The organism is Panacagrimonas sp., assembly GCF_965216805.1.
GTDB lineage: Bacteria > Pseudomonadota > Gammaproteobacteria > Nevskiales > Nevskiaceae > Panacagrimonas.
The window spans coordinates 1,059,870-1,085,062 of record NZ_CBDCGN010000003.1; the positions used below are offsets into that span (position 1 = coordinate 1,059,870).

General features: G+C 65.7%; 23 protein-coding genes. 16 read left to right on the top strand and 7 right to left on the bottom strand.

Annotated elements, in window-relative coordinates; all coding sequences use genetic code 11:
* Positions 1 to 98: 98 nt before the first annotated feature.
* On the bottom strand, positions 99 to 2,141 hold the full coding sequence (locus ACOOHP_RS17865; RefSeq protein WP_420467838.1) for a sodium-translocating pyrophosphatase: 2,043 nt from the start codon (positions 2,139 to 2,141) through the stop codon (positions 99 to 101).
* A 296-nt stretch (positions 2,142 to 2,437) separates the two neighbouring features.
* Here ACOOHP_RS17865 and ACOOHP_RS17870 point away from each other — a divergent pair, with 296 nt between their 5' ends.
* From ACOOHP_RS17870 to ACOOHP_RS17885, 4 genes are all read left to right on the top strand, one after another.
* Positions 2,438 to 3,001: an adenylate kinase gene (locus tag ACOOHP_RS17870; RefSeq protein WP_420467839.1), complete on the top strand. Its 564-nt coding sequence runs from the start codon at positions 2,438 to 2,440 to the stop codon at positions 2,999 to 3,001.
* 114 nt (positions 3,002 to 3,115) lie between these two features.
* Positions 3,116 to 3,601 (top strand): hypothetical protein, encoded by a 486-nt coding sequence (locus tag ACOOHP_RS17875; RefSeq protein WP_420467840.1) that lies wholly within the window; start codon positions 3,116 to 3,118, stop codon positions 3,599 to 3,601.
* Positions 3,602 to 3,647: 46 nt separating this feature from the next.
* Positions 3,648 to 4,943, top strand: coding sequence for an acyl-CoA dehydrogenase family protein (locus ACOOHP_RS17880; RefSeq protein ID WP_420468739.1), 1,296 nt, complete (start codon positions 3,648 to 3,650; stop codon positions 4,941 to 4,943).
* A 196-nt stretch (positions 4,944 to 5,139) separates the two neighbouring features.
* Complete coding sequence (locus ACOOHP_RS17885; protein WP_420467841.1) at positions 5,140 to 6,360, top strand: acyl-CoA dehydrogenase family protein; 1,221 nt, start codon at positions 5,140 to 5,142, stop codon at positions 6,358 to 6,360.
* A gap of 7 nt (positions 6,361 to 6,367) precedes the next feature.
* Here the strand turns inward: ACOOHP_RS17885 and hisI are convergent, their stop codons facing one another.
* A complete protein-coding gene (hisI, locus tag ACOOHP_RS17890; RefSeq protein WP_420467842.1) occupies positions 6,368 to 6,847 on the bottom strand; it encodes a phosphoribosyl-AMP cyclohydrolase in 480 nt (159 codons plus the stop codon).
* 59 nt (positions 6,848 to 6,906) lie between these two features.
* A complete protein-coding gene (locus ACOOHP_RS17895; RefSeq protein ID WP_420467843.1) occupies positions 6,907 to 7,743 on the bottom strand; it encodes a 6-pyruvoyl trahydropterin synthase family protein in 837 nt (278 codons plus the stop codon).
* 154 nt (positions 7,744 to 7,897) lie between these two features.
* On the opposite strand from ACOOHP_RS17895, the gene gltX reads away from it, so the two are divergent.
* The 8 genes from gltX to ACOOHP_RS17935 all read left to right on the top strand — a co-directional run bounded on the left by gltX (position 7,898) and on the right by ACOOHP_RS17935 (position 14,109).
* A complete protein-coding gene (gene gltX, locus ACOOHP_RS17900) occupies positions 7,898 to 9,307 on the top strand; it encodes a glutamate--tRNA ligase (RefSeq protein ID WP_420467844.1) in 1,410 nt (469 codons plus the stop codon).
* Between the two features lie 72 nt (positions 9,308 to 9,379).
* Positions 9,380 to 9,694: a CopG family transcriptional regulator gene (locus ACOOHP_RS17905; RefSeq protein WP_420467845.1), complete on the top strand. Its 315-nt coding sequence runs from the start codon at positions 9,380 to 9,382 to the stop codon at positions 9,692 to 9,694.
* On the top strand, positions 9,681 to 10,106 hold the full coding sequence (locus ACOOHP_RS17910; protein WP_420467846.1) for a type II toxin-antitoxin system VapC family toxin: 426 nt from the start codon (positions 9,681 to 9,683) through the stop codon (positions 10,104 to 10,106). The genes ACOOHP_RS17905 and ACOOHP_RS17910 overlap by 14 nt, the downstream gene beginning before the upstream one ends.
* 73 nt (positions 10,107 to 10,179) lie before the next feature.
* Positions 10,180 to 10,434: a type II toxin-antitoxin system Phd/YefM family antitoxin gene (locus ACOOHP_RS17915; RefSeq protein WP_420467847.1), complete on the top strand. Its 255-nt coding sequence runs from the start codon at positions 10,180 to 10,182 to the stop codon at positions 10,432 to 10,434.
* 18 nt (positions 10,435 to 10,452) lie between these two features.
* Positions 10,453 to 10,866: a type II toxin-antitoxin system VapC family toxin gene (locus tag ACOOHP_RS17920; RefSeq protein WP_420467848.1), complete on the top strand. Its 414-nt coding sequence runs from the start codon at positions 10,453 to 10,455 to the stop codon at positions 10,864 to 10,866.
* Between the two features lie 2 nt (positions 10,867 to 10,868).
* Positions 10,869 to 12,806 (top strand): threonine--tRNA ligase, encoded by a 1,938-nt coding sequence (gene thrS, locus ACOOHP_RS17925; protein WP_420467849.1) that lies wholly within the window; start codon positions 10,869 to 10,871, stop codon positions 12,804 to 12,806.
* Positions 12,807 to 12,832: 26 nt separating this feature from the next.
* Positions 12,833 to 13,663 carry a M23 family metallopeptidase gene (locus tag ACOOHP_RS17930; protein WP_420467850.1) on the top strand — a complete coding sequence of 277 codons (831 nt, stop codon included), beginning with the start codon at positions 12,833 to 12,835 and terminating at the stop codon, positions 13,661 to 13,663.
* On the top strand, positions 13,660 to 14,109 hold the full coding sequence (locus ACOOHP_RS17935; RefSeq protein ID WP_420467851.1) for a DUF1499 domain-containing protein: 450 nt from the start codon (positions 13,660 to 13,662) through the stop codon (positions 14,107 to 14,109). Before ACOOHP_RS17930 ends, ACOOHP_RS17935 begins: the two co-directional genes overlap by 4 nt.
* Positions 14,110 to 14,141: 32 nt before the next feature.
* On the opposite strand, the gene ACOOHP_RS17940 is transcribed toward ACOOHP_RS17935, so the two are convergent.
* The 3 genes from ACOOHP_RS17940 to ACOOHP_RS17950 all read right to left on the bottom strand — a co-directional run bounded on the left by ACOOHP_RS17940 (position 14,142) and on the right by ACOOHP_RS17950 (position 17,798).
* Complete coding sequence (locus tag ACOOHP_RS17940; protein WP_420467852.1) at positions 14,142 to 16,304, bottom strand: sensor histidine kinase; 2,163 nt, start codon at positions 16,302 to 16,304, stop codon at positions 14,142 to 14,144.
* 148 nt (positions 16,305 to 16,452) lie between these two features.
* Positions 16,453 to 17,124, bottom strand: coding sequence for a response regulator (locus tag ACOOHP_RS17945; RefSeq protein WP_420467853.1), 672 nt, complete (start codon positions 17,122 to 17,124; stop codon positions 16,453 to 16,455).
* Positions 17,125 to 17,456: 332 nt separating this feature from the next.
* Positions 17,457 to 17,798, bottom strand: coding sequence for a histidine triad nucleotide-binding protein (locus ACOOHP_RS17950; RefSeq protein WP_420467854.1), 342 nt, complete (start codon positions 17,796 to 17,798; stop codon positions 17,457 to 17,459).
* Between the two features lie 89 nt (positions 17,799 to 17,887).
* On the opposite strand from ACOOHP_RS17950, the gene msbA reads away from it, so the two are divergent.
* The 4 genes from msbA to kdsB are packed head-to-tail and all read left to right on the top strand — an operon-like array spanning position 17,888 to position 21,625.
* On the top strand, positions 17,888 to 19,648 hold the full coding sequence (msbA, locus tag ACOOHP_RS17955; protein WP_420467855.1) for a lipid A export permease/ATP-binding protein MsbA: 1,761 nt from the start codon (positions 17,888 to 17,890) through the stop codon (positions 19,646 to 19,648).
* Positions 19,649 to 19,654: 6 nt separating this feature from the next.
* Positions 19,655 to 20,656, top strand: a complete 1,002-nt coding sequence (gene lpxK, locus ACOOHP_RS17960) for a tetraacyldisaccharide 4'-kinase (RefSeq protein WP_420467856.1) — start codon at positions 19,655 to 19,657, stop codon at positions 20,654 to 20,656.
* Between the two features lie 4 nt (positions 20,657 to 20,660).
* Positions 20,661 to 20,843 (top strand): Trm112 family protein, encoded by a 183-nt coding sequence (locus ACOOHP_RS17965; protein WP_420467857.1) that lies wholly within the window; start codon positions 20,661 to 20,663, stop codon positions 20,841 to 20,843.
* Between the two features lie 17 nt (positions 20,844 to 20,860).
* Entirely contained in the window at positions 20,861 to 21,625 is a 765-nt protein-coding gene (gene kdsB, locus ACOOHP_RS17970) for a 3-deoxy-manno-octulosonate cytidylyltransferase (RefSeq protein WP_420467858.1), read from the top strand.
* 414 nt (positions 21,626 to 22,039) lie between these two features.
* Here kdsB and ACOOHP_RS17975 read toward each other — a convergent pair whose 3' ends face one another.
* Entirely contained in the window at positions 22,040 to 25,189 is a 3,150-nt protein-coding gene (locus ACOOHP_RS17975) for an efflux RND transporter permease subunit (RefSeq protein WP_420467859.1), read from the bottom strand.
* Between the last annotated feature and the right edge of the window lie 4 nt (positions 25,190 to 25,193).

The window sequence follows — 25,193 nt, forward strand, 5'->3', positions numbered from 1 at the left end:
CAGTCCCGGCCGCGTTGAAGGTCGACGTGATCCTGGTCGGGCGACCCAACAAAAAAGCCCCGGTCACAGGACCGGGGCTTTGGTTGCTGCAGGCTCGATCAGAGCAAAGGCACCAGCAGCAGCGCGACGATGTTGGTGACCTTGATCAGCGGGTTTACCGCGGGACCCGCGGTGTCCTTGTAGGGGTCGCCGACGGTGTCGCCGGTCACCGCGGCCTTGTGGGCTTCGGAGCCCTTGCCGCCGTGATGGCCTTCTTCGATGTACTTCTTGGCGTTGTCCCAGGCGCCGCCGCCGGTGCACATGGAAATCGCGACGAACAGGCCGGTGACGATGGTGCCCATCAGCAGGCCACCCAGGGCCGCCGGGCCCAGCACCAGGCCGACGATGATGGGAATGAACAGCGGCAGCATCGAGGGCAGGATCATCTCGCGGATGGCGGCTTTGGTCAGCAGGTCCACCGCCTTGTCGTACTCCGGCTTGCCGGTGCCTTCCATGATGCCCTTGATGTCACGGAACTGGCGGCGCACTTCCTCCACCACCGCGCCCGCGGCACGACCCACCGCCTGCATCGCCATGGCGCCGAACAGGAAGGGAATCATGCCGCCGATGAGCAGGCCGATGACGACGTTGGGGTTGTCGATGGAGAAGTTCACCTGCGCGCCGGTCTCCTGCAGCTTGTGCGCGTAATCGGCAAACAGCACCAGCGCGGCCAGGCCGGCCGAGCCGATCGCATAGCCCTTGGTGACTGCCTTGGTGGTGTTGCCCACCGCGTCCAGGGCATCGGTAGTGACACGGATATCCTTGTCCATGCCCGACATCTCGGCGATACCGCCGGCGTTGTCGGTGATGGGGCCGTAGGCATCCAGCGCCACGATCATGCCGGCCATCGACAGCATCGAAGTCGCGGCGATGGCCAGACCGAACAGGCCGGCGAGCTCGTAGCAGCCCCAGATGGCGGCAACCACCGCCAGCACCGGAGCCGCGGTGGACTTCATCGATACCGCCAGGCCGGCGATGACGTTGGTGCCGTGTCCGGTTTCGGAGGCCTTGGCAACCTGTTGCACCGGACCGTACTCGGTGGCGGTGTAGTACTCGGTGATGACCACCATTGCAGCGGTCAGCACCAGGCCGATCATGGCGCACCAGAACAGCGGCATGCCGCCGTTCGGTAACACGTCGCTGACGGGAAACACCGCAGCAGTCACGAAGTAGAACGCGATGGCCGCCAGGCCGCCGGACACCCCCAGACCGCGATACAGCGCGTTCATGATCTTGCCGCCCGCGTACACCTTGACGAAGAAGGTGCCGATGATCGACGCGACGATGCTCACCGCGCCGAGCAGCAGCGGGTAGATGGCGCCGGCCCAGCCGTAGGTGGCGAACGAGATGCCGGCGATCAGCATCGAGGCGATCACCGTCACCGCGTAGGTTTCGAACAGGTCGGCGGCCATGCCGGCGCAGTCGCCGACGTTGTCGCCGACGTTGTCGGCGATCACCGCCGGGTTGCGGGGGTCATCCTCGGGGATGCCGGCTTCAACCTTGCCCACCAGGTCGGCACCCACGTCGGCGCCCTTGGTGAAGATGCCGCCGCCCAGACGCGCGAAGATCGAGATCAGCGAAGAACCGAAGGCCAGGCCGATCATGGGCTGCAGCGCTGCGTTCAGGGCGTCCTGGGTCTGTCCTTCGACGACCAGCATGAAGTAGCCGGCAACGCCGAGCAGGCCCAGACCCACCACCAGCATGCCGGTGATGGCACCGCCCTTGAAGCTGACGTTGAGCGCCTCGTTGAGGCTCACCGTGGCGGCCTGCGCGGTACGCACGTTGGCGCGGACCGACACGAACATGCCGATGAAGCCGGCCAGACCGGACAGGATCGCGCCGATGGCAAAGCCGATCGCGGTGGCCCAACCCAGCGCAGGCACGAATCCGATGACGAAGAACAGCGCCACGCCCACCGCGGCGATGGTCATGTACTGGCGTCGCAGGTAGGCGCCAGCACCTTCCTGGATCGCCGCCGCAATCTGCTGCATGCGCGGGTTGCCGGCGGGCATGCCGACAATCCACTTGGCCACGACCGCGCCGTAAACGATCGCGGCTGCGGCACAAGCCAGCGCGATCCACAAACCATTTTCCACCAACATCGGCTTCTCCCCCCGGTTATATGCGAAGCATTCTGGAGATTGACCGAATCCGCGGGCATTACACACGTATCGCCCGCGCGATTCGGACTTTAACGAACAGGTGTGCGACAAAAAGCGCGGGCGAGTCTAGCACGGTGTTTTTTCGCCCAGACCAGCGGATACGCACGGCTGGCGGAGCCCGGTGGAGTTCGGGCTACAATCGGAGGGGATTGCCCGCACGGATCGTCGCGTGCCGCGAGAAGCGGGCATTTTTTCACAAGGCCCGGGGTCGGGCCGCAACACAGGCGAAACAGCGAATGAGACTGGTACTTCTGGGGGCTCCGGGCTCCGGCAAAGGCACGCAAGGCGAAAAACTCGTCGCCGAGTTCGGGATTCCCAAGATTTCCACCGGCGATGCCCTGCGTGCAGCGGTCAAGGCCGGCACGCCGCTGGGCGTGAAGGCCAAGGCGACGATGGACGCCGGCCAGCTGGTCGCCAACGAGATCGTCATCGGCATCGTCGAGGAACGTCTCGGCCAGGAAGACGCCCGCAAGGGTTTTATTCTGGACGGGTTTCCGCGCAACACCGCGCAGGCGCAGGTACTCGACCAGATGCTGTCCCGGCTGGGCCAACCCGCCGTCGACAAGGCGGTCCATCTGCACGTCACCGACGAAGAGATCGTCAAGCGCCTACTCGACCGCGCTCAGAAGGAAGGTCGCGCCGACGACAAGGAAGACGTCATTCGTCACCGCATCGCGGTCTACAACCAGGAAACCCACCCGCTGCTCGATTACTACGGCCAGCGGAACAAGCTGGTGACGGTGCAAGGCGTGGGGGGGCTGGAAGAAATCTACACCCGTATCCTCGATGCGCTGAAGTAGGGCGACGGTGTCCGCCCGGCCTTGGCTCGGCGGACGCGAATTCCGACGCCGCGGCCAAGGTTCGGCCCGAGCAGCGATGCCACGCTGCGGCCCAGGACATTCGAGGAGCGCGGCGTGAACATCAGGATCGACATCGAACGGCACAAGACCGTCAAGCTCAGCCCGGCGCAGGTTCAGGCGCTGACGGCCAGTGCCGAGTCAACGCTCAAGCGCTTCCCCAAGCTGCGCAAACTTCAGGTCCTGGGCGAGCAGGACTTCCGTCTGGACATGCAGACCGTCGGCTCCAAGGTGGCCAAGATCGCCCACGACGTGTCCTTCGGGGCTCGCTGCATCGCCGATCCCGAGAACGCCGAGCTGCGCTGGCAGGCGCTGCCCAAGGTCGGCAATGCCGATCTCGAGGGCGTCATCCGTTACGCAGCCGGTAACCGTCTGAGCCTGCGTGTGCGCGGCGAGCTGCGCAACGTGCCGGTTCCGCTGATGTACCGCCTGGTGGCGCCGGCCTTCATCCAGGGCAAATTTTCTGCGCTGGCGGACGCTTATCTGGACCGGCTCTCGGCCGGCGCCGAACCGGTCGTGCAAACACAGTCGGCGTCTGTCTGATCGCCAGCATCCGGATTGCGCCTCCATGAGCCTGGGCAAGGACGCGATGGGCCTGGGTTTGCGGGCACTCAATCGGATGGCCGCAAGCAGCGCCATCGACAAGCTGGGATTGCGCAAGCCGGCGGAGAAAATGGTCTATGGCGCCTCACGCGCTGGCTTTGCCACCGCTGGCGCCGCCAACCGCGTATTCAAGTCCACCCAGCAGTTTCTGCAGCCGGTGCGCCTGCAGGCGCGCGCCAATGACGGCCTGTTCGACCTCACGCCCAGCGCCGAGCAGGACATGTTGCGCGATACCTGCCGGCAGTTCGCCGCCGAGCAGCTGCGCCCGGCGGCGCTGAGCGCCGATACCCGGGGCCGCGCAAGCCCCGAACTGCTCGACGCCGCCAACGATCTGGGCCTGCACCTGCTAGGAGTGCCCGAAAGCCTGGGCGGTGCCGGCCAGGAGCGATCCGTGGTCACCGGCGTCATCGTTGCCGAAGCCCTGGCCCACGGCGATCTGGGTCTGGCGCTGGCCTGCCTGGCGCCCTCGGCGGTGAGCACCGCGCTGGTGCTGTGGGGTCGCAGCGAACAGCAGGCGCGTTATCTGCCGGCCTTCGCCAGCGATAAAGCGCCTGCGGCGACGCTGGTAATCCAGGAGCCCGCCGCCCTGTTCGATCCATTCAGGCTGTCCACTCAGGCGCGCCGCACGCCAGACGGGTACGTTCTGGAGGGAGTCAAGTCGCTGGTGCCGCGTGCCGCCGATGCCGAGTTGTTCCTGATCGCGGCGCATCTCGAAGGCCGTGGCCCGACGCTGTTTACGCTCGAATCGTCCAACCCCGGTCTGAGCCTGCACGCCGAACCCGCGATGGGCTTGCGGGCGGCGGCGACCGGTCGGCTGGTCCTGGATCGCGTTGCACTGCCGCACGAGGCGCTGCTCGGACAGGGCGAGGCGCAGGTCTACGCCGACTGCGTCAATCTGGCGCGCCTGGCCTGGTGCGCCCTGGCAGTGGGCACTGCGCAGGCGGCATTGGATTATCTGGTGCCTTACGTGAACGAGCGCATCGCGTTTGGCGAACCCGTCAGTCACCGCCAGTCGGTGGCCTTTGCCCTCGCCAACATGGCCATCGACATCGAATCCATGCGCCTGTTGACCTGGCGCGCCGCCAGCCGGGCCGAACAAGGTCATGAGTTTGCCGAACAGACCGCGCTGGCGCGCCAGCTGTGCGCACAACAGGCCGCGCGGATCGGGTCCGATGCGGTGCAATTGCTCGGCGGCCACGGTTTCGTCAAAGAGCATCCGGCAGAGCGCTGGTATCGGGATCTGCGTGCGGTGGGATTGATGGAAGGCGCGGTGCTTGTTTGAAAGGCAGCCGTCATTGTTTCGGCCCACGCGCGCCGGGGCTGCCGCCCGCCGGACCGGCGCACGCGAGTGCCAGGTCAAGGCACTTGCGGGTGGCTCGCGCCGCGCCGGGGCTGCCGCCCGCCGGATCGGCGCACGCGAGTGCCAAGTCAAGGCACTCGCGTAGGCACGCGCCGCTCCGGCCCTCACGCCTTTCACCATGATCCAGCTCGAAACCCCCAAGAAGTTCGCAGGCCTGGTGCAGCAAGCGCATCAGGTCGCGCGCGAAATCTTTCGCCCCCATTCACGCCGCTACGATCTTGCCGAGCACGCCTATCCCAAGGAGCTCGATGCACTGGCGGCGCTGCTGGACGGCATGAGCGCCGCCGGCGGCAACTCCGGCGCAGGCGCTGCCGGCGTGCGCCGCGATGCGCGCATCGACGAGGGCAATCGCAACGGCTCCAACCTGTCGACCGTGCTCGGCACCATGGAATTGTGCTGGGGCGATGTCGGCCTGCTGCTGTCGATGCCGCGCCAGGGGCTGGGCAATTCGGCCATCGCCAGCGTCGCCAACGCAGAACAGCTCGCCCGATTCGGAAACCGCTGGGCGGCGATGGCCATCACCGAGCCCGGCTGCGGCTCCGATTCGGCCGCGATCCGCACCACGGCCGTGCTGGATGGGGATCATTACGTCCTCAACGGCGAGAAAATCTACGTCACCGCGGGCGAGCGCGCCGAATTGGTGGTGGTCTGGGCCACCCTGGACAAGTCCAGGGGGCGCGCCGCCATCAAAAGCTTCGTGGTCGAGAAAGGCACGCCGGGATTCGAGCTGGTGCGGCTCGAGCACAAGCTCGGCATCCGCGCATCCGATACCGCCGCGTTCGTGCTCAAGGATGTGCGGGTGCCGCGGCAGAATTTGCTCGGTGATCCGGAGATCAAGGTCGGATCGGGCTTTGCCGGGGTCATGCAAACCTTCGATAACACCCGTCCCCTGGTGGCGGCGATGGCGGTGGGCCTTACCCGCGCCTGCCTGGAGGAAACCCGCAAGCTGCTGGCCAAGGCCGGGGTGAACGTGGACTACTTGAGACCGCCCATCACGCAGCCCGCCGCCGCCGCCGAACTTCTGCGCATGCAAGCCGATTACGAGGCCGCGCGCCTGCTCACCCTGCAGGCGGCGTGGATGGCGGACAACCGCAAGCCCAATTCCTTGCAGGCCTCCATGGCCAAGGCCAAGGCCGGACGCACCGCCACCGAGGTTGCGCTCAAATGCATCGAACTGGCCGGCAGCCTGGGTTACGCCGAGGGCGAAGCCGGCCACGGCCTGCTGGAAAAATGGGCGCGCGACGCCAAAATCCTGGACATCTTCGAAGGGACTCAGCAAATCCAGCTGCTGATCGTGGCGCGCCGTTTGCTGGGCAAGACGTCGGCCGAGCTGAAATAGAGGTGACTTACAGGACTGTCGGGTTCGGCGCGTCGCCGTAGACCTTCTTGGGGTCGAAGCTTTTCTCGGATTCCTCGAAATGCAGCTCGCGCTTGTCGCTGCCTTCACCGGTCGGAATCGAGCGGTAGAAGCAGGAGCGGTAGCCGACGTGGCAGCTCGCATCGCCGGGAATTTCCACGCGCAGCCAGATGGCGTCCTGGTCGTCGTCGATACGCATCTCGGTGACCTTCTGCACCAGGCCGGAGGTTGCACCCTTGTGCCACAGCTGCTTGCGGCTGCGGCTGTAGTAGTGCGCCTCGCCGGTGGTGATGGTCTTCTTCAGTGCCTCGATGTTCATGTAACCCAGCATCAGCACCTCGCCGGACCCGGCAGCGGTGGTGACGCAGGGAATCAGGCCGTGCTCGTCGAACTTGGGCGCCAGCTCATGGCCTTCCTCGACCTGTTCGATGGTCAGGCGCTTGGAGAATTCGACGTCGTTCGATGACATGGCACGGCTCGGCAGCAAAAGCGGGGGCGCGATTATACGTGGGCCCGGCCGGGTGCAACTCAAGCCCGCGCGCGGGCGCCCTTCATGACGCCTTCGTAGGCGCGCACTTCCACGGCCCGGCCGGGATGCGCGTGCGCAACCCGCCGCGCCAGATGCTCGGCGATGCGCTCTACGGTGGAATCCGTATCGAGCAGGTCGACGGTCGCTGCCGGCAGGCTCAACTCGAAGCGGCCTTCGGGGGCGTCATAGGCGAACGCGATGCGGTCGCTGGTCTGCGCAATCACGTTCTCGCGCGTGCCCAGATAGATGTCGGTCCAGGCCCGCGCCTGCGCCGCTTCGAGGTCGGCACGACGCTGGCCGTCGACATGGATTTCCAGCCGCGAACGGTGCCCATGGGCGATGCGCTGGCACTGGCCGGCGTGCTTCTTCAGGCCATGAACGTAGTGGTAGCTGGCGCCTTCGATGTGCTCGGGCCGCAGATGCAGGCTCAGGCGTGCGACATTGGCCGGCAGGATGGGCTTGAGCGTGGTTTCCAGGTGCGCCGCCGCGCTCGCGGCGTCAATGCGGGAAACCGCCAGCAGGCTGAGCGCACAGGGCGGGCTGAGCTGTTCGATCTCGCCGTGCTGCGATACGAAGCGCAGGCGCACATCCGTATCCGTCAGTTGCAGCCGTAATTCCGGCGCTTGGGTCGGCACCAGCAGGCTGTGATCCAGGCCGCCGTCGATGGCGCGTTTCAGCCGCCGTTTGACCTCGCCGAAGTCCAGCACCATGGACTGCGCGTCCAGATCGCCCTCCATCTCCACGTCCACGATCCAGCTCTCGCCCACCAGACCGCGCTGCGCGTCCAGGTAGGCGCAGTCGATGACGGTCAGGTGTTCGACAAACAGGGAAGTCATGCTGTGGAAGTCGGGAATCGGGAATCGAGATTTGAGACAGGAGCGGGCGGGAGGGCGTGAAGGCGGCTAGTTTAGAATGCGGCGGCCTCGGAGATGGCTTGGCCGGATGTCACTGCAAGCCGATTCCCGATTCCCCATTCCCGATTCCCGTCCTATGACCGTCACTCGTTTCGCGCCCAGCCCCACCGGCTACCTGCACATTGGCGGCGCCCGCACGGCGCTGTTTTCCTATCTGTACGCGAAAGGCCGCGGCGGAAAATTCCTGCTGCGTATCGAGGACACCGACCGCGAGCGCAGCACCCAGGAGGCGGTGGACGCGATCTTCGAGGGCATGGCCTGGCTGGGCCTGGCCGGCGACAACGCCGAGCCGATCTACCAGACGCAGCGCTTTGGCCGCTATGCCGAGGTGATCCGGCAGATGCTGGACGAGGGCACGGCCTATCACTGCTATGCCAGCAAGGAAGAACTCGACGCGCTGCGTGCCGAACAGCAGGCGCGCAAGGAGAAGCCGCGCTACGACGGCCGCTGGCGGCCCGAGGCGGGCAAGACCCTGCCGTCGCCGCCAGCCGGTGTGAAGCCGGTGGTGCGCTTTCGTAGCCCTAATGAGGGCAGCGTGGTGCTCAAAGATCTGATCAAGGGCGAGATCGTGTTCGCGGCCGAGGAACTGGATGATCTGATCATCGCGCGCAGCGATGGCACGCCCACCTACAACTTCTGTGTCGTGGTCGACGACATGGACATGGGCATCACCCACGTCATCCGCGGTGACGATCACGTCAATAACACGCCGCGGCAGATGCAGATTCTGCAGGCACTGGGTGCGATACCGCCGGCGTATGCGCACGTGTCGATGATCCTGGGTGCTGACGGCGCCAAGCTGTCCAAGCGCCACGGTGCGCTCGGCGTCATCGAGTACCGCGCCATGGGTTTCATGCCTGAGGCGCTGCTGAATTATCTGGTGCGCCTGGGCTGGAGCCACGGCGATCAGGAACTGTTCACGCGTGAGGAAATGCTGGCCAAGTTCGACTTCGACCATGTCTCCGCCAGCCCGGCGCGTTTCGACATGGAGAAGGCCTTCTGGGTCAATCACCAATACCTGAAGATCGCCGATCCGGCCGTGATCGCGCCGGAATTCGACTGGCATCTGCGTCGCCTGAACCTGGACCCTGCGAACGGTCCGGCGCTGACCGCCGTGATCGAACAGCAGCGCGAACGCTGCCGCACCCTGGCCGAGATGGCGGAGAAGTCGGCGTTCTTCTACGCCGAGCTGAGCGGCTACAACGAGAAGGACGCAGCCAAGCACCTGACACCGAAGTCGGCGCCCGTGCTCGCCGCACTGATCGAGGGGCTGAGTGCCGCCGAGTGGGAACCCGACAGCTTGCACGCGGCTGTGCACGGCGTGGCCGAAAAGCTGCGGCTCAAACTGGGCGATGTGGCGCAGCCGATTCGGGTCGCCATCGCGGGCATGGCGGTGTCGCCGCCCATCGACCAGACCTTGGCCCTGCTGGGACGCGAGCGCTCGCTGGCGCGTTTGCGGGCGGCAGCCGTCAAGGCTGGGGCTTGAAACGCCCGCGCGAAACTCCCGTTCGCCAGACACAAGCGTATGATTGTCTGACATCGTCAGACGAAATCTGCCATGAAAGTCGCAGAACACAAGCGCTCTTACAAGCTGGACAAGCTCCTTCCCGACCGTGTCACCGTGCGACTCAAACCGGAGTTGGCGCGTCTGCTGGACGAGGAGCGCCGTGAACGTGGGCTCAAGGTCACCGAAGTGGTCGAGCAGGCCCTCAGCGAGCACTTCGCACGCCGGCCGAGGCGGGGCAAGCTGAGTCTGCTGGAGGCGCTACAAAAGCACGGTGTGATCGGCGCCGTCGATCTGGGTCCGGACGCTTCAGCCAATTACAAGGCGCTGGTGCGCGAGGCCGTCGACGAGAAATATGGTCATCGCTGATGCGGGCTTCTGGGTGGCGCTCTACAACCGTCGCGACCGCGATCATGCCGCCGCGCTGGTCGCGGCCGGGCAGTATGAATCGGACGGTTTCATCACCACGCACGCGGTCATCACAGAAGCTTGTCACCTGCTATATCGGCGAGAGCATGCCGGCGCGATGCTCCAGCTTGTCGAAGCCCTGCGCGACGGTCCGGTAGAAGTGCTGGAACTGGATACCGAGGAACTCCCGCGAATCGCGCGACTGATGCACCAGTACCGGGACCTTCCGATGGACTACGCCGACGCCTCACTGGTCTTGCTGGCCGAACACCTTGGGCACGGGCGCATCCTGACCACCGACCGGCGCGATTTCCGTAACTATCGATGGAAGCATCACCACCCCTTCGAAAATCTTCTCGCGGGAGGCAACTGAGCGACACCAAAGAGGTCAGCTAAAATCTGGCCAGAAGAACTATAATCTGGCCAGAATTTTCTGGAGCCGGGCCATGACCGAAGTCGGCACCCTCGAAGCCAAGAACCGCCTGTCCAACCTTCTGGACCAGGTGCTGCAGGGCGAAGAAGTGGTGATTACGCGGCACGGCAAGCCGGTGGCGAAGCTGGTGCCAATGCAGCCGACGGACGCGCGTACGCTGGAAGTGCGTGAAACGATCCAGCGGCTCAAGGAACTGCGCGACAGCATCAAGCCCAAGGGCAAGCCCATCCCCTGGGAAGAGTTAAAAAATATCGGTCGCAAGTGGTAAGAGATTACAGACTGGATCGTGCGGATCGTTCTGGATAATTCGGTGACCCTGGGCTGGTTTCACCCGCAGCAGGTCACCGAGTACGCGGAGGCCGTGCTCGCTGGGATGGGAGTCAACGAATGGCTGGTGCCCGGGCACTGGCCGCTCGAGCTCGGCAACAGCCTGTGGCAACTCGAGCGGCGCAAGCGCATGGTCCGCGAGCGGCGCCTGACTGCGATCCATGAGGCGCTGCAGCTTCCTATCACCGTGTTGCCGGTCCGTTTCGACCTGCTGCGGCTGAGCGAACTCGCGGAGCAGCATGACCTGACGACGTACGACGCGGCCTATCTGGACTGCGCAATGCGTAACAATGCGCGGCTTGCAACGCAGGACGCTGCACTCAAGAAAGCAGCCCAATCATTAGGCTGCTGGTTCGACACCAAATCTCTCTGAACATGTCCATCAACATCACCTTCCCCGACGGCAACCAGAAGTCCTTCGACGCGCCGGTCACGGGCCTTGCCATCGCCCAAGGTATCTCTCCCGGCCTGGCCAAGAAGGCCGCGCTCGTGCAGGTCAATGGCGAGTTGTGGGACCTGACCCGTCTGATCGAGGCAGACGCTTCGATCAGCATCGTCACGCGAGACAAGCCGGAGGCGCTGGAGACCATCCGCCACGACGCCGCGCATGTGATGGCGCAGGCGGTGCAGGAGCTGTTTCCGGGTACGCAGATCACCTTCGGACCTTCGACCGAGTACGGCTTCTACTACGACTTCGCGCGCGCCGAGCCGTTTACGGAAGCCGATCTTGAAAAGATCGAAGCGAAGATGCGCGAGATCGTGAAGCGCGATCTACCGATCACGCGCGAGGTCTGGTCGCACCAGGATGCGGTTGCGCACTTCGAGAAGTCGGGCGAGAAATTCAAGGCCGAATGGATACGCGAAGGCCTCAAGGACCAGGCCCTCACCATCTATCGCCAGGGCGACACCTGGCTGGATCTGTGCCTGGGCCCGCATCTGCCGTCCACCGGCAAGCTCGGCACCGCGTTCAAGCTCACGAAAGTTTCCGGCGCCTACTGGCGCGGCGATGCAAAAAATGCACAGCTGCAGCGCATCTATGGCCTCGCCTTCGCCAACGATGATGAGCTCAAGGCGCATCTCAAGATGATCGAGGAGGCCGAGAAGCGCGATCACCGCAAGCTCGGCCGCGCGCTGGACCTGTTCCATCTGCAGGAAGAGGCCATGGGCCAGGTGTTCTGGCATCCCAAGGGTTGGACGCTGTATCGCACCCTGGAAAACTACGTTCGCCAGCAGCTCGACGCAGCCGACTATCAGGAAGTGCGCACGCCCATGCTCGTCGATCGCCAGCTCTGGGAGGATTCCGGGCACTGGGCCAACTACCGCAAGAACATGTTCATCGCCGAAGTCGACGAGGGTGAGGTTGCCGGGGTGCAGCGCAAGGCCGTGCTCGCGGTCAAGCCCATGAACTGTCCCTGCCACGTGCAGATCTTCCGCCAGGGCATTCGCAGCTACCGTGACCTGCCGCTGCGCATGGCCGAGTTCGGCGCCTGTCATCGCTACGAGCCGTCGGGCGCGCTGCACGGTCTGATGAGAGTGCGCGGCTTCGTGCAGGACGATGCGCATATCTTCTGCACTGAAGACCAGATCAGTTCTGAGACGGTCGCGTTCTGCGATCTGCTCAAGCGCATGTACACCGACCTCGGCTTCGTCGATGTGAGCGTGAAATTCTCCGATCGACCCGAGAACCGCACCGGCGACGATGCGATCTGGGATCGGGCGGAAGGTGCGCTGAAGAAGGCGGTTGAAGAGGCGGGCCTGCCGTACACCATGAATCCGGGCGAGGGCGCGTTCTACGGGCCCAAGCTGGAATTCACCCTGCGCGATGCCATCGGCCGCGACTGGCAGTGTGGAACCTTGCAGGTCGATTTTGTGCTGCCGGAACGTCTTGATGCCGAGTACGTCGCCGAAGACGGTTCCAAGCAGCGGCCGGTGATGCTGCATCGCGCGGTGCTGGGCAGTTTCGAGCGCTTCATCGGCATTCTTATCGAGCAGTACGCCGGAGGCTTCCCGATGTGGCTGGCACCGGTGCAGGCGGTGGTTGCGCCCATCGTCTCCGACGCCGACGGCTATGCCACGCAGGTGTGCGAGGCGATGAAGAAGGCCGGGCTGCGCGTGGAAGCCGATCTGCGCAACGAGAAGATCAACTACAAGATTCGCGAACACGCCTCGCAGAAAATCCCGGTGATCGTGGTGGTGGGTCGCAAGGAGGCCGAAGAGGGCACCGTCACCCTGCGTTTCCGCGGCGAGGAGCGGCAGGAGACCCTGCCGCTGGCCGACGCCGTGCAGCGCCTGACCGTCCAGGCCCGGCCCTGATCGTGGCGATGTTGCGGCGAGGGCGGATGTTGGCGCTGGGTTGCGGCTTGGGGTTGGCGGCCGTCTCCGGCATGGCGCAGGCGGCACCGCAGATTCAGGGCCGCTGGATACAGGGCGGGCTGATCGTCGGCCAAATCGCGCCGGGATCGCGGGTGCGTTTCGATCGGCGCCAGCTCGCGGTGAGCAGCGACGGTCGGTTCGTGATCGGTATTGCCTACGATGCGCCGCCGGCCGCCGCGCTGGAAGTGCGCGATCCTGACGGGACTGCGCAGCGCTTCGAGTACAGCGTGGAAGCGCGGCAGTACGACGTGCAGAAGATCGGTGGTCTGCCCAAGGCCATGGTGGAACCGCCGGCCGAGGTGCTGAAGCGCATCGCCGACGATCAACGCAAAGTGGCAGCGGCGCGCGAACACGACACCCCGCGCGTCGACTTCGCGAATCTGCAACGCTGGCCGCTGGCCGCGCGCGTGACCGGCGTGTACGGGTCCAAGCGCATCCTCAACGGCGTGCCGCGGCAGCCGCATTTCGGCATCGATCTGGCGGCCGCCGAAGGCACGCCGGTGCGTGCGCCCGCAGCCGGCGTGGTACGGCTGGCCGAGCGCGATCTCTATTACACCGGCGGCACGCTCATTCTCGACCACGGTCATGGTGTCACCACGACCTACCTGCACTTGTCCAGACTGGACGTGAACCTGGGTGACGAGGTGGATGCGGGCACGATCATCGGCAAGGTCGGCAAGACCGGCCGCGCCACCGGGCCGCATCTGTGCTGGCGCGCCAACTGGTTCGACGTACGGCTGGACCCGTCTCTGCTCGTGCACAGTGAACCGGCTCGCAAGGGAGAACACAAGAAATGAAGACGCTGTTGATCGTGCTGCTCGTCGTCGCGCTGGGCGTGGTCGGGCTGGGGCTGTACAAGACGCACACCACCCCGGCCGATCTTTACGTCTTCACCGGCGAGTTCGCCGGCTGTCCGGCGCGGCCGAGTTGCGTGTCCTCGGTCGCCAGCGACGATGCCCACCGCGTGCCGGCGCTGGCCCACACCGGCGATACCCTGCGCGCGGTGTCCATGCTGCGCGAGGTGATCGACCGCATGGGCGGCGTGATCGAACACGAGAGTCCAGGTTATCTGCACGCGGTGTTCGCCACGCCACGGATGCGTTACCGCGACGACGTCGAACTGCTGGTGCTGCCGGAAGGGCGCATCGAGGTGCGCTCGATCTCGCGCTTCGGTTATCGCGATTTCGACGTCAACCGGGCGCGGGTCGAACAGTTGCGACAGGCGTTCGAGGTGGTGCCCTGAGGCTTCCCGGCGTTTTATCGAACGCTTCTGCTCTATCCGGCGAACGCGGGGTCTGTCGGGCTATTCGCGGCCAGCTCGGCGTGCCAGTCGGTATGCAGTTCACCATCGCGGGCAATCCACGAGATTTCTCCACGCAGCGGTGCCAGGCGGCTGCGCAGGCTGTGCAGCCCCAGGGATGCGGTCCACTGTTCCGGGGCCGGACCGTGGTGGCGATGGCGTAGCTGCATCGATAAGCGCGTGCCCCGGAAATTCAGGCGCAGTGCGATCCGATCCGGAGCGGCGTGACGCAGCGCATTGCTGAGCGCCTCGCGCAGGACACGGGTCAGCGACAGCGCCTCGCCGCCGGCCAGTTCGAGCTCGGGCAGCTCGCCTTCCAGAGACCAGTCCAGCGCGACTCCGGCGGCGATACAGCGCTCCTCCAGTTCATCCTGCCATTGACTCAGCAGCGCGCGTAGCGACATCGGCGGCGCCTGCATGCTGTGAACCACGGCGCGCAGTTCGGCCAGTGCCTGGCGAGCCTGCTCGGCCTGTTCGGGCGGCAGCCGGTGACTCATGGTGAGCAGGCGCGCGCCGACGTCGTCGTGCAGATCGCGCGCGACGCGTCGGCGCTCCCGCGCCACCGCGGCTTCGAGCATGCCGCGATAGCGCAGGATTTCGCGGAACAGATGACGCAGCTCGCGCAGTGTGCGCAGATCGTCCTGCCCGAACAGCCGGTCCCCACGGGCGCAGAACTGCAGGCGCAGTCCGGGCAGGCCCTCGTGCGCGGCAACCTTGAGCGCCAGACCGCTTTCGGCGACCGCGTCCTCGACGACATCGAGCGCCTCGACCGCCAGCGGTGCGAAGGTGTTTTCGAGCAGGCTGCGCCAGGCGTCGAGTTCGCCACGATCCTTGTCCGCCAGACTCTCGGTGACCCTGCGGATCAGCGCCTGTTGGGGGTCACCGCCACGCGTGGTCAGGCGCTTCCACAGCCATAGGCGCAGCGGAAAATACAGCCAGCCCGCCAATGCCAGCGAGATCAGCAGCGAGCTGCGCGCGTCCAGCCGCAGTACGTAGATGAACAGCAGATCGAGCGCGATCACGGCCAGGCCGCCAAAGAACAACCGCCAGGCGGTAAACCACCAGCGATCCAGGCGGAACAGCTGATACCGCAGCACACCGGCGGCGATGCCGGCATAGATCAACAGGAAGAACCCGAAGGCGTAGCCCTGCAGGGCGCCGTTGTCGATGCCGAACATGGCCGGCACGATCATCACCGCCACGAACGCGCCGCTGCCGAACAGCCAGGCCAGCAGGAACGCCCGCAGTGCCGCGCGCTGCAGCGGATCGCGGCGCGTCCTGCGCCACTGCACGGCGGCCAGGCCGTAGGTCGACAGATAGCCCAGCGTGATCGGCAGATGCGCCAGCGCTTCCACCGAGTCGACCAGCCTTAATGGGATGGCCAGGCCGGTCGCCACGTAGGTACCCACGATGACGGGGCCGGCGCGCCACGGCGCCAATTGCGTGGGGTAGTACCACAGCACCGCGATCAGGCCGCCGCAGAACAGCAGGGCACCGAACTGATTGAGCGCCGACAGGACCATGAACAACTGACCGTCGATGACGAACTCGCGCGTGCTGTAGATGGCGGCGGAGGCGTCGAACAGCAGCATGCCGATGCCGGTGGTCGCGTAGTAGGTCGTGGCCGGATCGCGCGGGCGGAATGCCCATACGCTGGCGCCCGCCAGCAGGCCGCCGAGCGCGCACAGCAACTGGAACCAGAACGCCACCGGCAGCGAAGCGAGCGGCCGCGAGTCCCGCACGGGAATCTGCTTCACGCGGCCGTCGTGCAGCCGTACCGACGCGCCCGGTGCCTGCAGCGCGCGCGCGAGCAGGGTCTGACGCTCGAAGAAGGCGTCCATCTGCGAGTAACGCGAGAACGCCATGTCAGGTTCGGGCGTCAGCTCCTGCGCGCCGACCGGCAGCGCGACGCCGTCCGCGCCGTAGACCGCCACGATACGGTCGCCGCGGCGCAACGGGTGCGCTGTTACCGCCGGGTGGACGTGCACCACCACCACGGCATCGCCGTCGCCTTGCAGTTGCAGGCCCAGCCAGGGCGGACTCAGGGCGGTGCCGACGACAATGGCGACCGCCACCGCCGCCGCCATCAGGGCAACGGTGAGGATGCGATGCGGCGGCAGCTGCGGGTATCCGAACATGCGGAAGGAAGTTGCGAGCACCGCGGGCGGGGCTACGCGATGCGATTGGCACACCGGCAATGGGCGCGGCGCAGGATTCGGTATTGTCGGCTGCCGGAAGCCACAATCGCCACCGGTCTCGCGCGCGCGTCGCGCCGGCGCGGGGGATTCAGTGCGGGTTGCCGACCAGCCCGAGCCGCGCCGCTTCGAGCGCTGCTTCGGCGCGCGTGTTGATCTTGAGTTTGCGGTAGATGCTCTTGAGATGGTCCGACACGGTGTGCCGGCTGACCGCCAGACGCTCGGCGACCTCCGGCAGGCGATAGCCCTTGGCGGTCAGGGTCAGCACCTCGCGTTCGCGCGTGGTCAGGGCGGGCATTGCCGCGAGACCGGCCGTTGCGGGCGGACCGAAAGTGCGCAGCAGCCGGTGCGCGATGCTGGGCGACAACGGCGGTTCGCCCTCCAGTATGCCGCGCAGGGCTGCCGCAAATTTTTCCGGCCGCTGATCCTTGAGCAGATAGCCCTGGGCACCGGCACGCAGCGCTGGAAACAGGAATTCGTCATCGGCGAACAACGTGGTAACGACGACGACGCAGGTCGGCCGTGTATTGGAAAGTTCCCGGATCAGATCGGTGCCGTTGCCGTCGGGCAGAGCCAGATCGATCAGCGCCAGATCGAGCTGCTCTGCGGTGGTCAGGAAGTTGCGGGCTGCGGCCAGCGTCGGCGCCGTGTGTACCGCGATGCCTGGAAACAGGTCCGGCAACAGCGCTGCGAGCCAAGTCGAGACCTCCGGAATGTCTTCCAGGATCAGGGCCGAGCGTGGCGAGGCTTGCGGGATTGCCATAGCTTCAACATGACAGCTTCGTCGCGGGCGGGGAATCCCTTGTTCACGGGGTGGTCCGCTCGGCGGCTGCAGGAGGGGATTGGCAGAAGCCGCCGGAACGGTAATTGGGGAGAGGGCTGGTGGCGGGACGGGCCGCCTCGAATCTTTTGGTCCGCGAGGGCTCACGATAGGTGGTTGGGGGGAGAGGAAACTGCGCTGGGTTCCCGGCCCGCCCAATGAGCGGGCGGGTGCAAAAAATTTGCACCTTGCTCCTGCCCGGCCCTGCCGACGAGCGGCAGGGCGTTCGCGAGGCCTGAAACGACCCACCGGGTCGTTTCAATGCGCGGCCTCGCTCACCCCGGTGGCCATTTGAGCGGGCGGCCGGCGATGACGTGCAGGTGCAGGTGAAACACGCTCTGCCCGGCGGCGGCGCCGTTGTTGATCACCAGTCGGAATGCCTCGCCGTAGCCGGCATCGGCAGCGACCTGGTTGGCCACCAGCAGCAGATGGCCGAGCAGAGCCTGGTCTTCCGGTACCGCGTCGCACAGCCGTGGCATCGGCTTGCGCGGTATCACCAGCAGGTGCAGCGGCGCGGTGGGGTTGATGTCCTTGATGGCGATGCAATGCTCGTCCTGGTGAACGAATTCCGCAGGAATCTCGCCATCCATGATCTTCTCGAACAGGGTTTTGGACATGCGTAAGCTCGGGTTGATCGAAGGGCATTTGAGTTTACGCGAAGGTTGCCGTCAGTCCGCAGCGGCGTATTGCTACCATCGGCGCCGTCATGAGCTTTACGCCCTTGCCGGATTACCGGCCCCTCACGGTCTACAAACGCCTGCTGCGCTATTCGATCCCGCAGTGGCGGGTGTTCGTGCTGGCGACGCTGGGTATGGCGGCTGCGGCCGCCACCGACGTGGCTTTCATGGGCCTGATGCAGCCGCTGCTGGACGGCAGTTTCGTGGAGCGCGATCCGGACATCATCCGCTGGATGCCCTGGGCGATCGTCGGACTGTTCCTGGCTCGCGGATTGTCGGCGTTTGCGTCCAGCTATGGCATGTCATGGATTGCGCGGAACGTCATCAAGACGCTGCGCGGCGAACTGTTCGATTATCTGTTGGCGATGCCGACCCGCCTATATGACCGCATCAGCAGCGGGCACCTGATCGCACGCGTGACCTATCACGTGGAGCAGGTGGCCGAAGCAGCTACGACTGCGTTGACCACCATCATCAAGGACGGTCTGACCGTGATCGGCCTGATCGGACTGATGTTCTGGCTCAACGTCAAGCTCGCCACGTTCGCACTGGCGGTGGCGCCGCTGATTGCCGGCGTGGTGATCTACGTATCGCGTCGCTTTCGCAAGGTGTCGCGACGCATCCAGGAGAACATGGGCATCGTCACCGAGGCGGCCGACGAGACCATCTCCGGCCAGCGCGTGGTCAAGGTACACAACGCGCAGGCACAGGAGCGTGCTCGCTTCGAGGTGGTGAACGAGCGCGCGCGCGTGCTGGCGATGAAGGTGGTGGCGACCAAGGCCGGCAGCGAGGCGGTGATCCAATTCATCGCTGCCTGGGCGGTGGCGGCGATCGTGTTCGTCGCCACCCAGCCGCAGATGCTGGAAGAAATCACCCCGGGCACCTTTGTGGCCTTTGTCGGCGCCATGCTCGGTTTGCTGGCGCCGATCCGCGCGCTCAGCAATGTCAACGAAAAATTGCAGCGCGGCATTGCTGCGGCCACCGACCTGTTCAAGCTGATGTCGGAGGAGCGCGAGCCGGTCGGTGGTGATCGCGAACTGGTCCGAGCGCGCGGCGAGATCGAGTTTCGCGATCTGCGCTTTCGCTACCGCAGTGATTTGTCGGATGCGCTCAAGGGCGTGTCGGTGAAGATTGCGCCGGGCCAGACGGTGGCCTTTGTCGGACGCTCGGGTTCGGGCAAGTCCACGCTGCTGTCGCTGGTGCCGCGCTTCTACGATCCCGACTCTGGCTGTGTGTTGCTCGACGGTCACGACCTGCGCGACTACCCGCTGCCACGGGTGCGTGCGCAGATTGCACTGGTGGATCAGCAGGTGCGCCTGTTCAACAGCAGCGTGGCGGAGAACATCGCTTACGGCCTCGACCCGATTCCCGACCCCGCGCGCATTGTGGACGCGGCCAAGGCGGCCAATGCCTGGGAGTTCATCGAAAAGCTGCCGCAGGGCCTGGACACGCCGCTGGGCCCGGACGGGGCCTCGCTGTCGGGCGGCCAGCGTCAGCGCATTGCGATCGCCCGCGCCCTGCTCAAGGACGCGCCCATCCTGATCCTGGACGAGGCGACCTCGGCGTTGGACACGGAATCCGAGCGCCTGATCCAGGCGGCGCTGGAGCGGCTGGTGGCAGGGCGCACCACACTGGTGATCGCACATCGCTTGTCCACGATCCAGAACGCCGACCTGATCGTGGTGATGCAGGACGGGCGTATCGTCGAGCAGGGCAATCACGAGCAACTGCTGCGGCTGGACGGTACCTATGCCGCGCTGCATCGCATGCAGTTCGATAACCCGGTCTGAGTCCCGATGCCCTCCTTGCGCGACAGGCTGCAGCGCCGCTGGTATGCCAGCACGCCTCCCGCCGCCTTGCGGCCGCTTAGTCGCGTGTTCGGCTGGATCGTCGCGTTTCGCCGCTGGCGCCTGCAGCGCACTGCACAGCGCCTGCGGGTGCCGGTGATCGTGGTCGGCAACATCGCCGTCGGCGGCACCGGCAAGACCCCGGTGGCGATCTGGCTGCTCGAACACCTGCGCGACGCGGGCTGGAAGCCGGGCCTGATCGCGCGCGGTTATGGCGGGCGCGCACCGGCTTATCCGCTGCGGGTCACGTCCGACACGCCGGTGGAACACTGCGGCGACGAGCCGCTGTTGATCGCCTTGCGGACCGGGGCACCGGTCACGGTAGCGCCGGACCGCGTCGCCGCCGGCCGCGCGATGCTGCGCTCGGATGATGTCGACATCGTCGTCACCGACGACGGCCTGCAGCACTATCGGCTGGCGCGCGACCTGGAGATCTGCGTTGTCGACGGGCGCCGCGGTCTGGGCAACGGCGCGTTGCTGCCTGCCGGGCCGCTGCGCGAACCGCCGTCTCGCCTGCAGGAGATTCCGCTGGTGATCGTCAACGGCGGCTTCAGCGCGCTGGAACATCCGGGCCGTATCGACATGCAGCTGGAGCCTGCCGGCGTGGTGGCCCTGCGCGACGCGACGCGCAGCACCCTGGCCGACTGGCACGGACGCCGCGTCCATGCCGTGGCGGGCATCGGTCATCCGGAGCGCTTTTTCGAAGTGCTGTCGGGGCAGGGGATCGAGCTGATCCTGCACCCCTATCCGGACCACTACGCCTACGCTGACGGCGAACTGGATTTTGCCGACGAGCTGCCGGTGTTGATGACCGAGAAGGACGCCGTGAAATACCGGCCCTGGGCCACCGGCCTGCATCACATGGTGCCGGTGCGGGCGCGGTTCAACGCGGACGCGATCACGCTTGTGCAACAATCTCTGGCCGCGCTGAAACCTCCTCCCAAGCACTGATCCGATGCTCGACAAGCGACTGCTCGATATCCTGGTCTGCCCCGTCACCAAGGCGCCGCTGGAGTGGCATGCCGACGTCCAGGAACTGTGGTGCCGGGCATCGCGTTTGGCCTACCCGGTGCGCGACGGCGTGCCGGTGATGCTCGAAGACGAAGCGCGTCCCCTGTCCGAGGAAGAACTCGGCTGACCCAACCGGAGGGCAGCATGGACTTCAAGGTCGTCATCCCCGCCCGTCTCGGCTCCACCCGCCTGCCGCGCAAGGTCCTGCGCGAGATTGCCGGCAAGCCGCTGGTGCGCCATGTGTGGGAAGCCGCGCGCGGCAGCGGCGCGCAACAGGTGGTGATCGCCACCGACGACGCCACGGTGGCCGATGCCGCGCGGCAATTCGGCGCCGAGGTGTGGCTCACCGCCGCCACTCACCAGTCCGGCACCGATCGCGTCAACGAGGTCGCGCGCGCGGCCGGCTGGGCAAGTGACAGCATCGTGGTCAACCTGCAAGGCGACGAACCGCTGATGCCGCCGGCGCTGGTGCGCGAGGCGGCGCAGTTGCTGACCGACGACGCCAGCGCCGACATCGCCACCCTGGCCCACCCGCTGCACGCGCTTGAGGACTGGCTCAATCCCAACGTGGTCAAGCTGGTGATGGACCGGCGCGGCTACGCGCTGTACTTCTCGCGCGCGCCCATTCCATGGAGACGCGATCCGGTGTCGGTAACCAAGGCCTCCGCTCACATGCCGGCGAGTCTGGCCTACCGCCATATCGGCCTGTACGCGTATCGCGTGGGTAGCCTTGCGCAATTCAGCGAACTGCCGCCGTCCGAACTCGAACAGTGCGAGGCGCTGGAACAGCTACGCGCGCTGACCCACGGCTTTCGCATCCGCGTCGGCATCACCGACAACCCGCCACCGCGCGGCGTGGATACCGAAGAAGACCTGTCCGCAGTGGCCAGCCTGATGGTGGGGCGCTGAGCGGCGGGCAAACCCAATCGGTGGCTGGCTGTACTTCCAGCGTCATGCCGAGGGTTCGCGCAAGGGCGCAGGTTACGGCGATGTGCCTATTCAGAAGTCGACTTGATGAGCAACCAACCGCAGCCCGGCCGCATTGCGCGCTCCCCTCTCCCGCAAGCGGGAGAGGGGCTGGGGGTGAGGGCCTCGCCGACGCCGCGGCACCCAACCGAGCGGCCCTCCCCCGGTTGGGTTTACGCAGGAGTGCCTCAATGGCACTCCTGCGCTGGGACCCAACCACTTCGCGCCGACCTCTCCCGCTTGCGGGAGAGGTAAGCAAAAGCGTCAACCCATGACGAAAAGCTTCGACGGAAGAGCCCCTCCTCGCTCATGTGAGGAGGGGCCATGGTCATGGCCGCCGACTTCTTGCTTCGTACCTCAATGCGTTCCCGCCACCGGCTGCTGCGCTGCGCCTGACTTGGCCGCTGCGCCCGCCCGCCGGGCCTGCTCGTCGCGGCCGATGTAGAGGTACATCGCGGGCAACACGTAGAGCGTGAAGAGGGTGCCGATGGTCATGCCCGACGCGATCACCAGGCCCATGCTGAAGCGCGCGGCGGACCCGGGGCCGCTGGCGATCAGCAGCGGCACCATCGCCATCACCAGTGCTGCGGTGGTCATCAGCACCGGGCGCAGTCGGATGGACGCGGCTTCCTCGATGGCCTCGCGCTTGGGCAGGCCCTTGTCCACCTGCAGCTTGTTGGCGAACTCCACGATGAGAATGCCGTGCTTGGCGATCACGCCGATCAGGGTCACCAGGCCGACCTGGGTGTAGATGTTGAGCGTCATGCCGGGGACGCTGCTCAGGCCCAGGCCGTTGGTCATGCCGAAGATATTGAGGAACAGCAGCGCGCCGCAGATCGACATCGGCACCGTGACCAGCATGATGATGGGATCGCGGAAAGACTCGAACTGCGCCGACAGCACCAGATAGATGATCACCAGCGCGAACACGAATGTTCCCAGCATCGCCTGGCCTTCCTGCTTGAACTGGCGCGAAGAACCCGCGTAGTCGATCTGGTAACCGGGCGGCAGCACTTCTTCGGCGATCTGCTCCAGCGTGGCCAGTGCCTCGCCCTGGGTGACGTCCGGGCGCGGCACGCCGGACAGGGTGTTGGAATTGAGCTGCTGGGCGTGGGGAATCGAGCGCGCGGTGGTGCGCATTTCGATCTTTGCCACGGTGGAGATGGGCACCAGGGTGCCGTCACGAGCGCGGGTGTAATAGCCCTCGAGCTGCGTCGGGTTGAGCCGCTCGGTGCGGGTGACCTGCTGGATCACCTTGTAGGAGCGGTTGTCGAACGAGAAGCGGTTGACTTCGCCACCGGACAGCAGCGCGGCAAGGTCGGCGCCCAGTTGCCGCATGTCGATGCCCAGCGCAGCGGCCTTCTCGCGGTCGATCTCCAGTCGCGCCTCCGGGCGGTCGAAATAGAGCTGGGGCGCCATGAAGATGAACTTCTTGGACGCCATGGCGCGGCCGATGATTTCGTTACCGATCTCGGCCAGATCCAGCGGACTCGCAGTGGACTTGATTACAAACTCGATGGGGAAGCCCTGGCCGGGAGTCGGCAGCGGCGGTGGCTCGAACACCGTGGTGCGCAGTCCGGCGATGTTGGTCAGCACCGGGGTGATCTCCTGGGTGATCTGCGCGGCGCTCCTGTCGCGCTCGCTCCAGGGTTGCAGCACCATCCCGGTGAAGCCGGAATTGGAACCCGCGCCCGGCATCGAGGCGTTGAACGCGAACAGGTGCGCGATCCCTTCGGTGCCTTGCAGCAGCTCCTCGCTGTAGCGCGAATAGCGATCGAAGTATTCGTTCGACGCATAGCCATCGGATTCGTTGACCAGCGCGATGAAGCCGGCGTCCTCCTGCGGCGCCAGTTCTCCGGGGGTGGAGGCGAACAGAAAGTAGCAGGACACCAGCACGATCAGACCGAACGCGCCGATCACGTGCACGGTGTCGAGCGCGCCGTGCAGCTGGCGCTTGTAGCCCTGGCGCAGACGTTCGAACTGATCGTCCAGGAACACCGCGAGCCGGTTGCTTTCCGCCCCTTCGCCGTGCATGGGCTTGAGGATGCGCGAGCACATCATCGGCGTCAGCGTCAGCGCCACGACGCCGGAGATCAGCACCGCGCCGGCCAGCGCGAACGCGAACTCGGTGAACAGCTTGCCGGTGATGCCGGTGAGAAATCCGATCGGCATGTAGACCGACACCAGGGTCAGGGTCATGGCGATCACCGGGCCCACCAACTCGCGCGCCCCGGTGATGGAGGCCTCCATCGGCGACAGCCCTTCTTCGATATGCCGGTGGATGTTCTCCAGCACGATGATGGCGTCGTCCACCACCATGCCGATCGCCAGCACCATCGCCAGCAGGGTCAGCAGGTTGATGGAAAAGCCCAGCAGGAACATGAAGAACATGGCGCCGATCAGCGACAGCGGCACCGTCACCGCCGGGATCAGCGAACTGCGCACCGAGCCCAGGAACAGGAAGATCACCACCAGCACGATCGCCACGGCTTCGAGCAGCGTGGCACGCACCTCGCCGATGGCGTCGCGGATGTAGAGCGTGCTGTCGTAGGCGATCGAGGCCTCCAGGCCCTCGGGCAGGCGCGCGGTCAGGTCCGGCCACACCGCGTGTACATCGGCAATCACGTCCAGCACGTTGGCGTCGGGGCGCACCTCTAGTCCGATGAAGATGGCGGGGTCGCCATCCCAGCGCGCGGTGGGATCGTAGTTTTCGGCTCCCAGTTGCACGTCGGCAATGTCGCGCAGTCGCACGTTGGTGGCGCCGTCGGACTTGACGATGACTTCGCGGAATTCTTCCACGCTGCGCAGATCGGTATCGGCCTTGAGTCCGATCTTCACGTAGTTGCCACGCGTTTCGCCTACCGCCGACAGCACGTTCTGGCTCTGCAGACGCTGGTAGACCTCGCTGGCCGTCAGGTTGTACGCGGCCAGGCGGTCGGGCTTGAGCCAGATGCGCATGGCGTAGACGCTGGCACCGAGAATCTCGGCTTTCTCCACGCCGTTGATGGCGGACAACTGCGGCTCGACGACACGGACGAGGTAATCGGTGATCTGCGCCTTGTCCAGCACATCCGACGAGAAGCTGATGTACATCGCCGCGGTGCCCTGGGCCTGCGCCACTTCCACCACCGGGTCCTCGGATTCCTGCGGCAGCTGGTTGCGCAGCTTGTTGACCTTCGCCGAGATCTCGGTCAGCGCCTCGTTGGGGTCCTTGTCCAGGCGCAGGTTGGCCGTGATCATCGACAGGCCCAGCGCGGTGTTGGAGGTCAGAAAATCGATGCCGTCAGCGGTGGCGATCTCGCGTTCCAGCGGCGTGGTGATGAAGCCGGTCATGAGGTCCGCATCGGCGCCGGGGTAGGCCACCGTGACGGTGATCTGCGCGTTCTGCAGCTCGGGGTACTGGCGCACCGTGAGGTCGAGCGCGGCGCGGATGCCCAGCAACAGGATGATCAGGCTGACCACCGTCGCCAGGACCGGACGCTGGATGAAGATGTCGGTGAAACGCATGGAA

Bases quoted from the DNA above. Each gene is read 5' to 3' on its own strand.
- ACOOHP_RS17910 (WP_420467846.1), top strand. From the start codon at position 9,681: ATGGTCATCGCTGATGCGGGCTTCTGGGTGGCGCTCTACAACCGTCGC.
- msbA (WP_420467855.1), top strand. From the start codon at position 17,888: ATGAGCTTTACGCCCTTGCCGGATTACCGGCCCCTCACGGTCTACAAA.
- ACOOHP_RS17880 (WP_420468739.1), top strand. From the start codon at position 3,648: ATGGGCCTGGGTTTGCGGGCACTCAATCGGATGGCCGCAAGCAGCGCC.
- ACOOHP_RS17940 (WP_420467852.1), bottom strand. From the start codon at position 16,304: ATGTTCGGATACCCGCAGCTGCCGCCGCATCGCATCCTCACCGTTGCC.
- ACOOHP_RS17885 (WP_420467841.1), top strand. From the start codon at position 5,140: ATGATCCAGCTCGAAACCCCCAAGAAGTTCGCAGGCCTGGTGCAGCAA.
- ACOOHP_RS17865 (WP_420467838.1), bottom strand. From the start codon at position 2,141: ATGTTGGTGGAAAATGGTTTGTGGATCGCGCTGGCTTGTGCCGCAGCC.
- ACOOHP_RS17975 (WP_420467859.1), bottom strand. From the start codon at position 25,189: ATGCGTTTCACCGACATCTTCATCCAGCGTCCGGTCCTGGCGACGGTG.
- ACOOHP_RS17915 (WP_420467847.1), top strand. From the start codon at position 10,180: ATGACCGAAGTCGGCACCCTCGAAGCCAAGAACCGCCTGTCCAACCTT.
- hisI (WP_420467842.1), bottom strand. From the start codon at position 6,847: ATGTCATCGAACGACGTCGAATTCTCCAAGCGCCTGACCATCGAACAG.
- gltX (WP_420467844.1), top strand. From the start codon at position 7,898: ATGACCGTCACTCGTTTCGCGCCCAGCCCCACCGGCTACCTGCACATT.
- ACOOHP_RS17945 (WP_420467853.1), bottom strand. From the start codon at position 17,124: ATGGCAATCCCGCAAGCCTCGCCACGCTCGGCCCTGATCCTGGAAGAC.
- lpxK (WP_420467856.1), top strand. From the start codon at position 19,655: ATGCCCTCCTTGCGCGACAGGCTGCAGCGCCGCTGGTATGCCAGCACG.
- thrS (WP_420467849.1), top strand. From the start codon at position 10,869: ATGTCCATCAACATCACCTTCCCCGACGGCAACCAGAAGTCCTTCGAC.
- ACOOHP_RS17870 (WP_420467839.1), top strand. From the start codon at position 2,438: ATGAGACTGGTACTTCTGGGGGCTCCGGGCTCCGGCAAAGGCACGCAA.
- ACOOHP_RS17905 (WP_420467845.1), top strand. From the start codon at position 9,380: ATGAAAGTCGCAGAACACAAGCGCTCTTACAAGCTGGACAAGCTCCTT.
- ACOOHP_RS17895 (WP_420467843.1), bottom strand. From the start codon at position 7,743: ATGACTTCCCTGTTTGTCGAACACCTGACCGTCATCGACTGCGCCTAC.
- ACOOHP_RS17935 (WP_420467851.1), top strand. From the start codon at position 13,660: ATGAAGACGCTGTTGATCGTGCTGCTCGTCGTCGCGCTGGGCGTGGTC.
- kdsB (WP_420467858.1), top strand. From the start codon at position 20,861: ATGGACTTCAAGGTCGTCATCCCCGCCCGTCTCGGCTCCACCCGCCTG.
- ACOOHP_RS17930 (WP_420467850.1), top strand. From the start codon at position 12,833: ATGTTGGCGCTGGGTTGCGGCTTGGGGTTGGCGGCCGTCTCCGGCATG.
- ACOOHP_RS17950 (WP_420467854.1), bottom strand. From the start codon at position 17,798: ATGTCCAAAACCCTGTTCGAGAAGATCATGGATGGCGAGATTCCTGCG.
- ACOOHP_RS17965 (WP_420467857.1), top strand. From the start codon at position 20,661: ATGCTCGACAAGCGACTGCTCGATATCCTGGTCTGCCCCGTCACCAAG.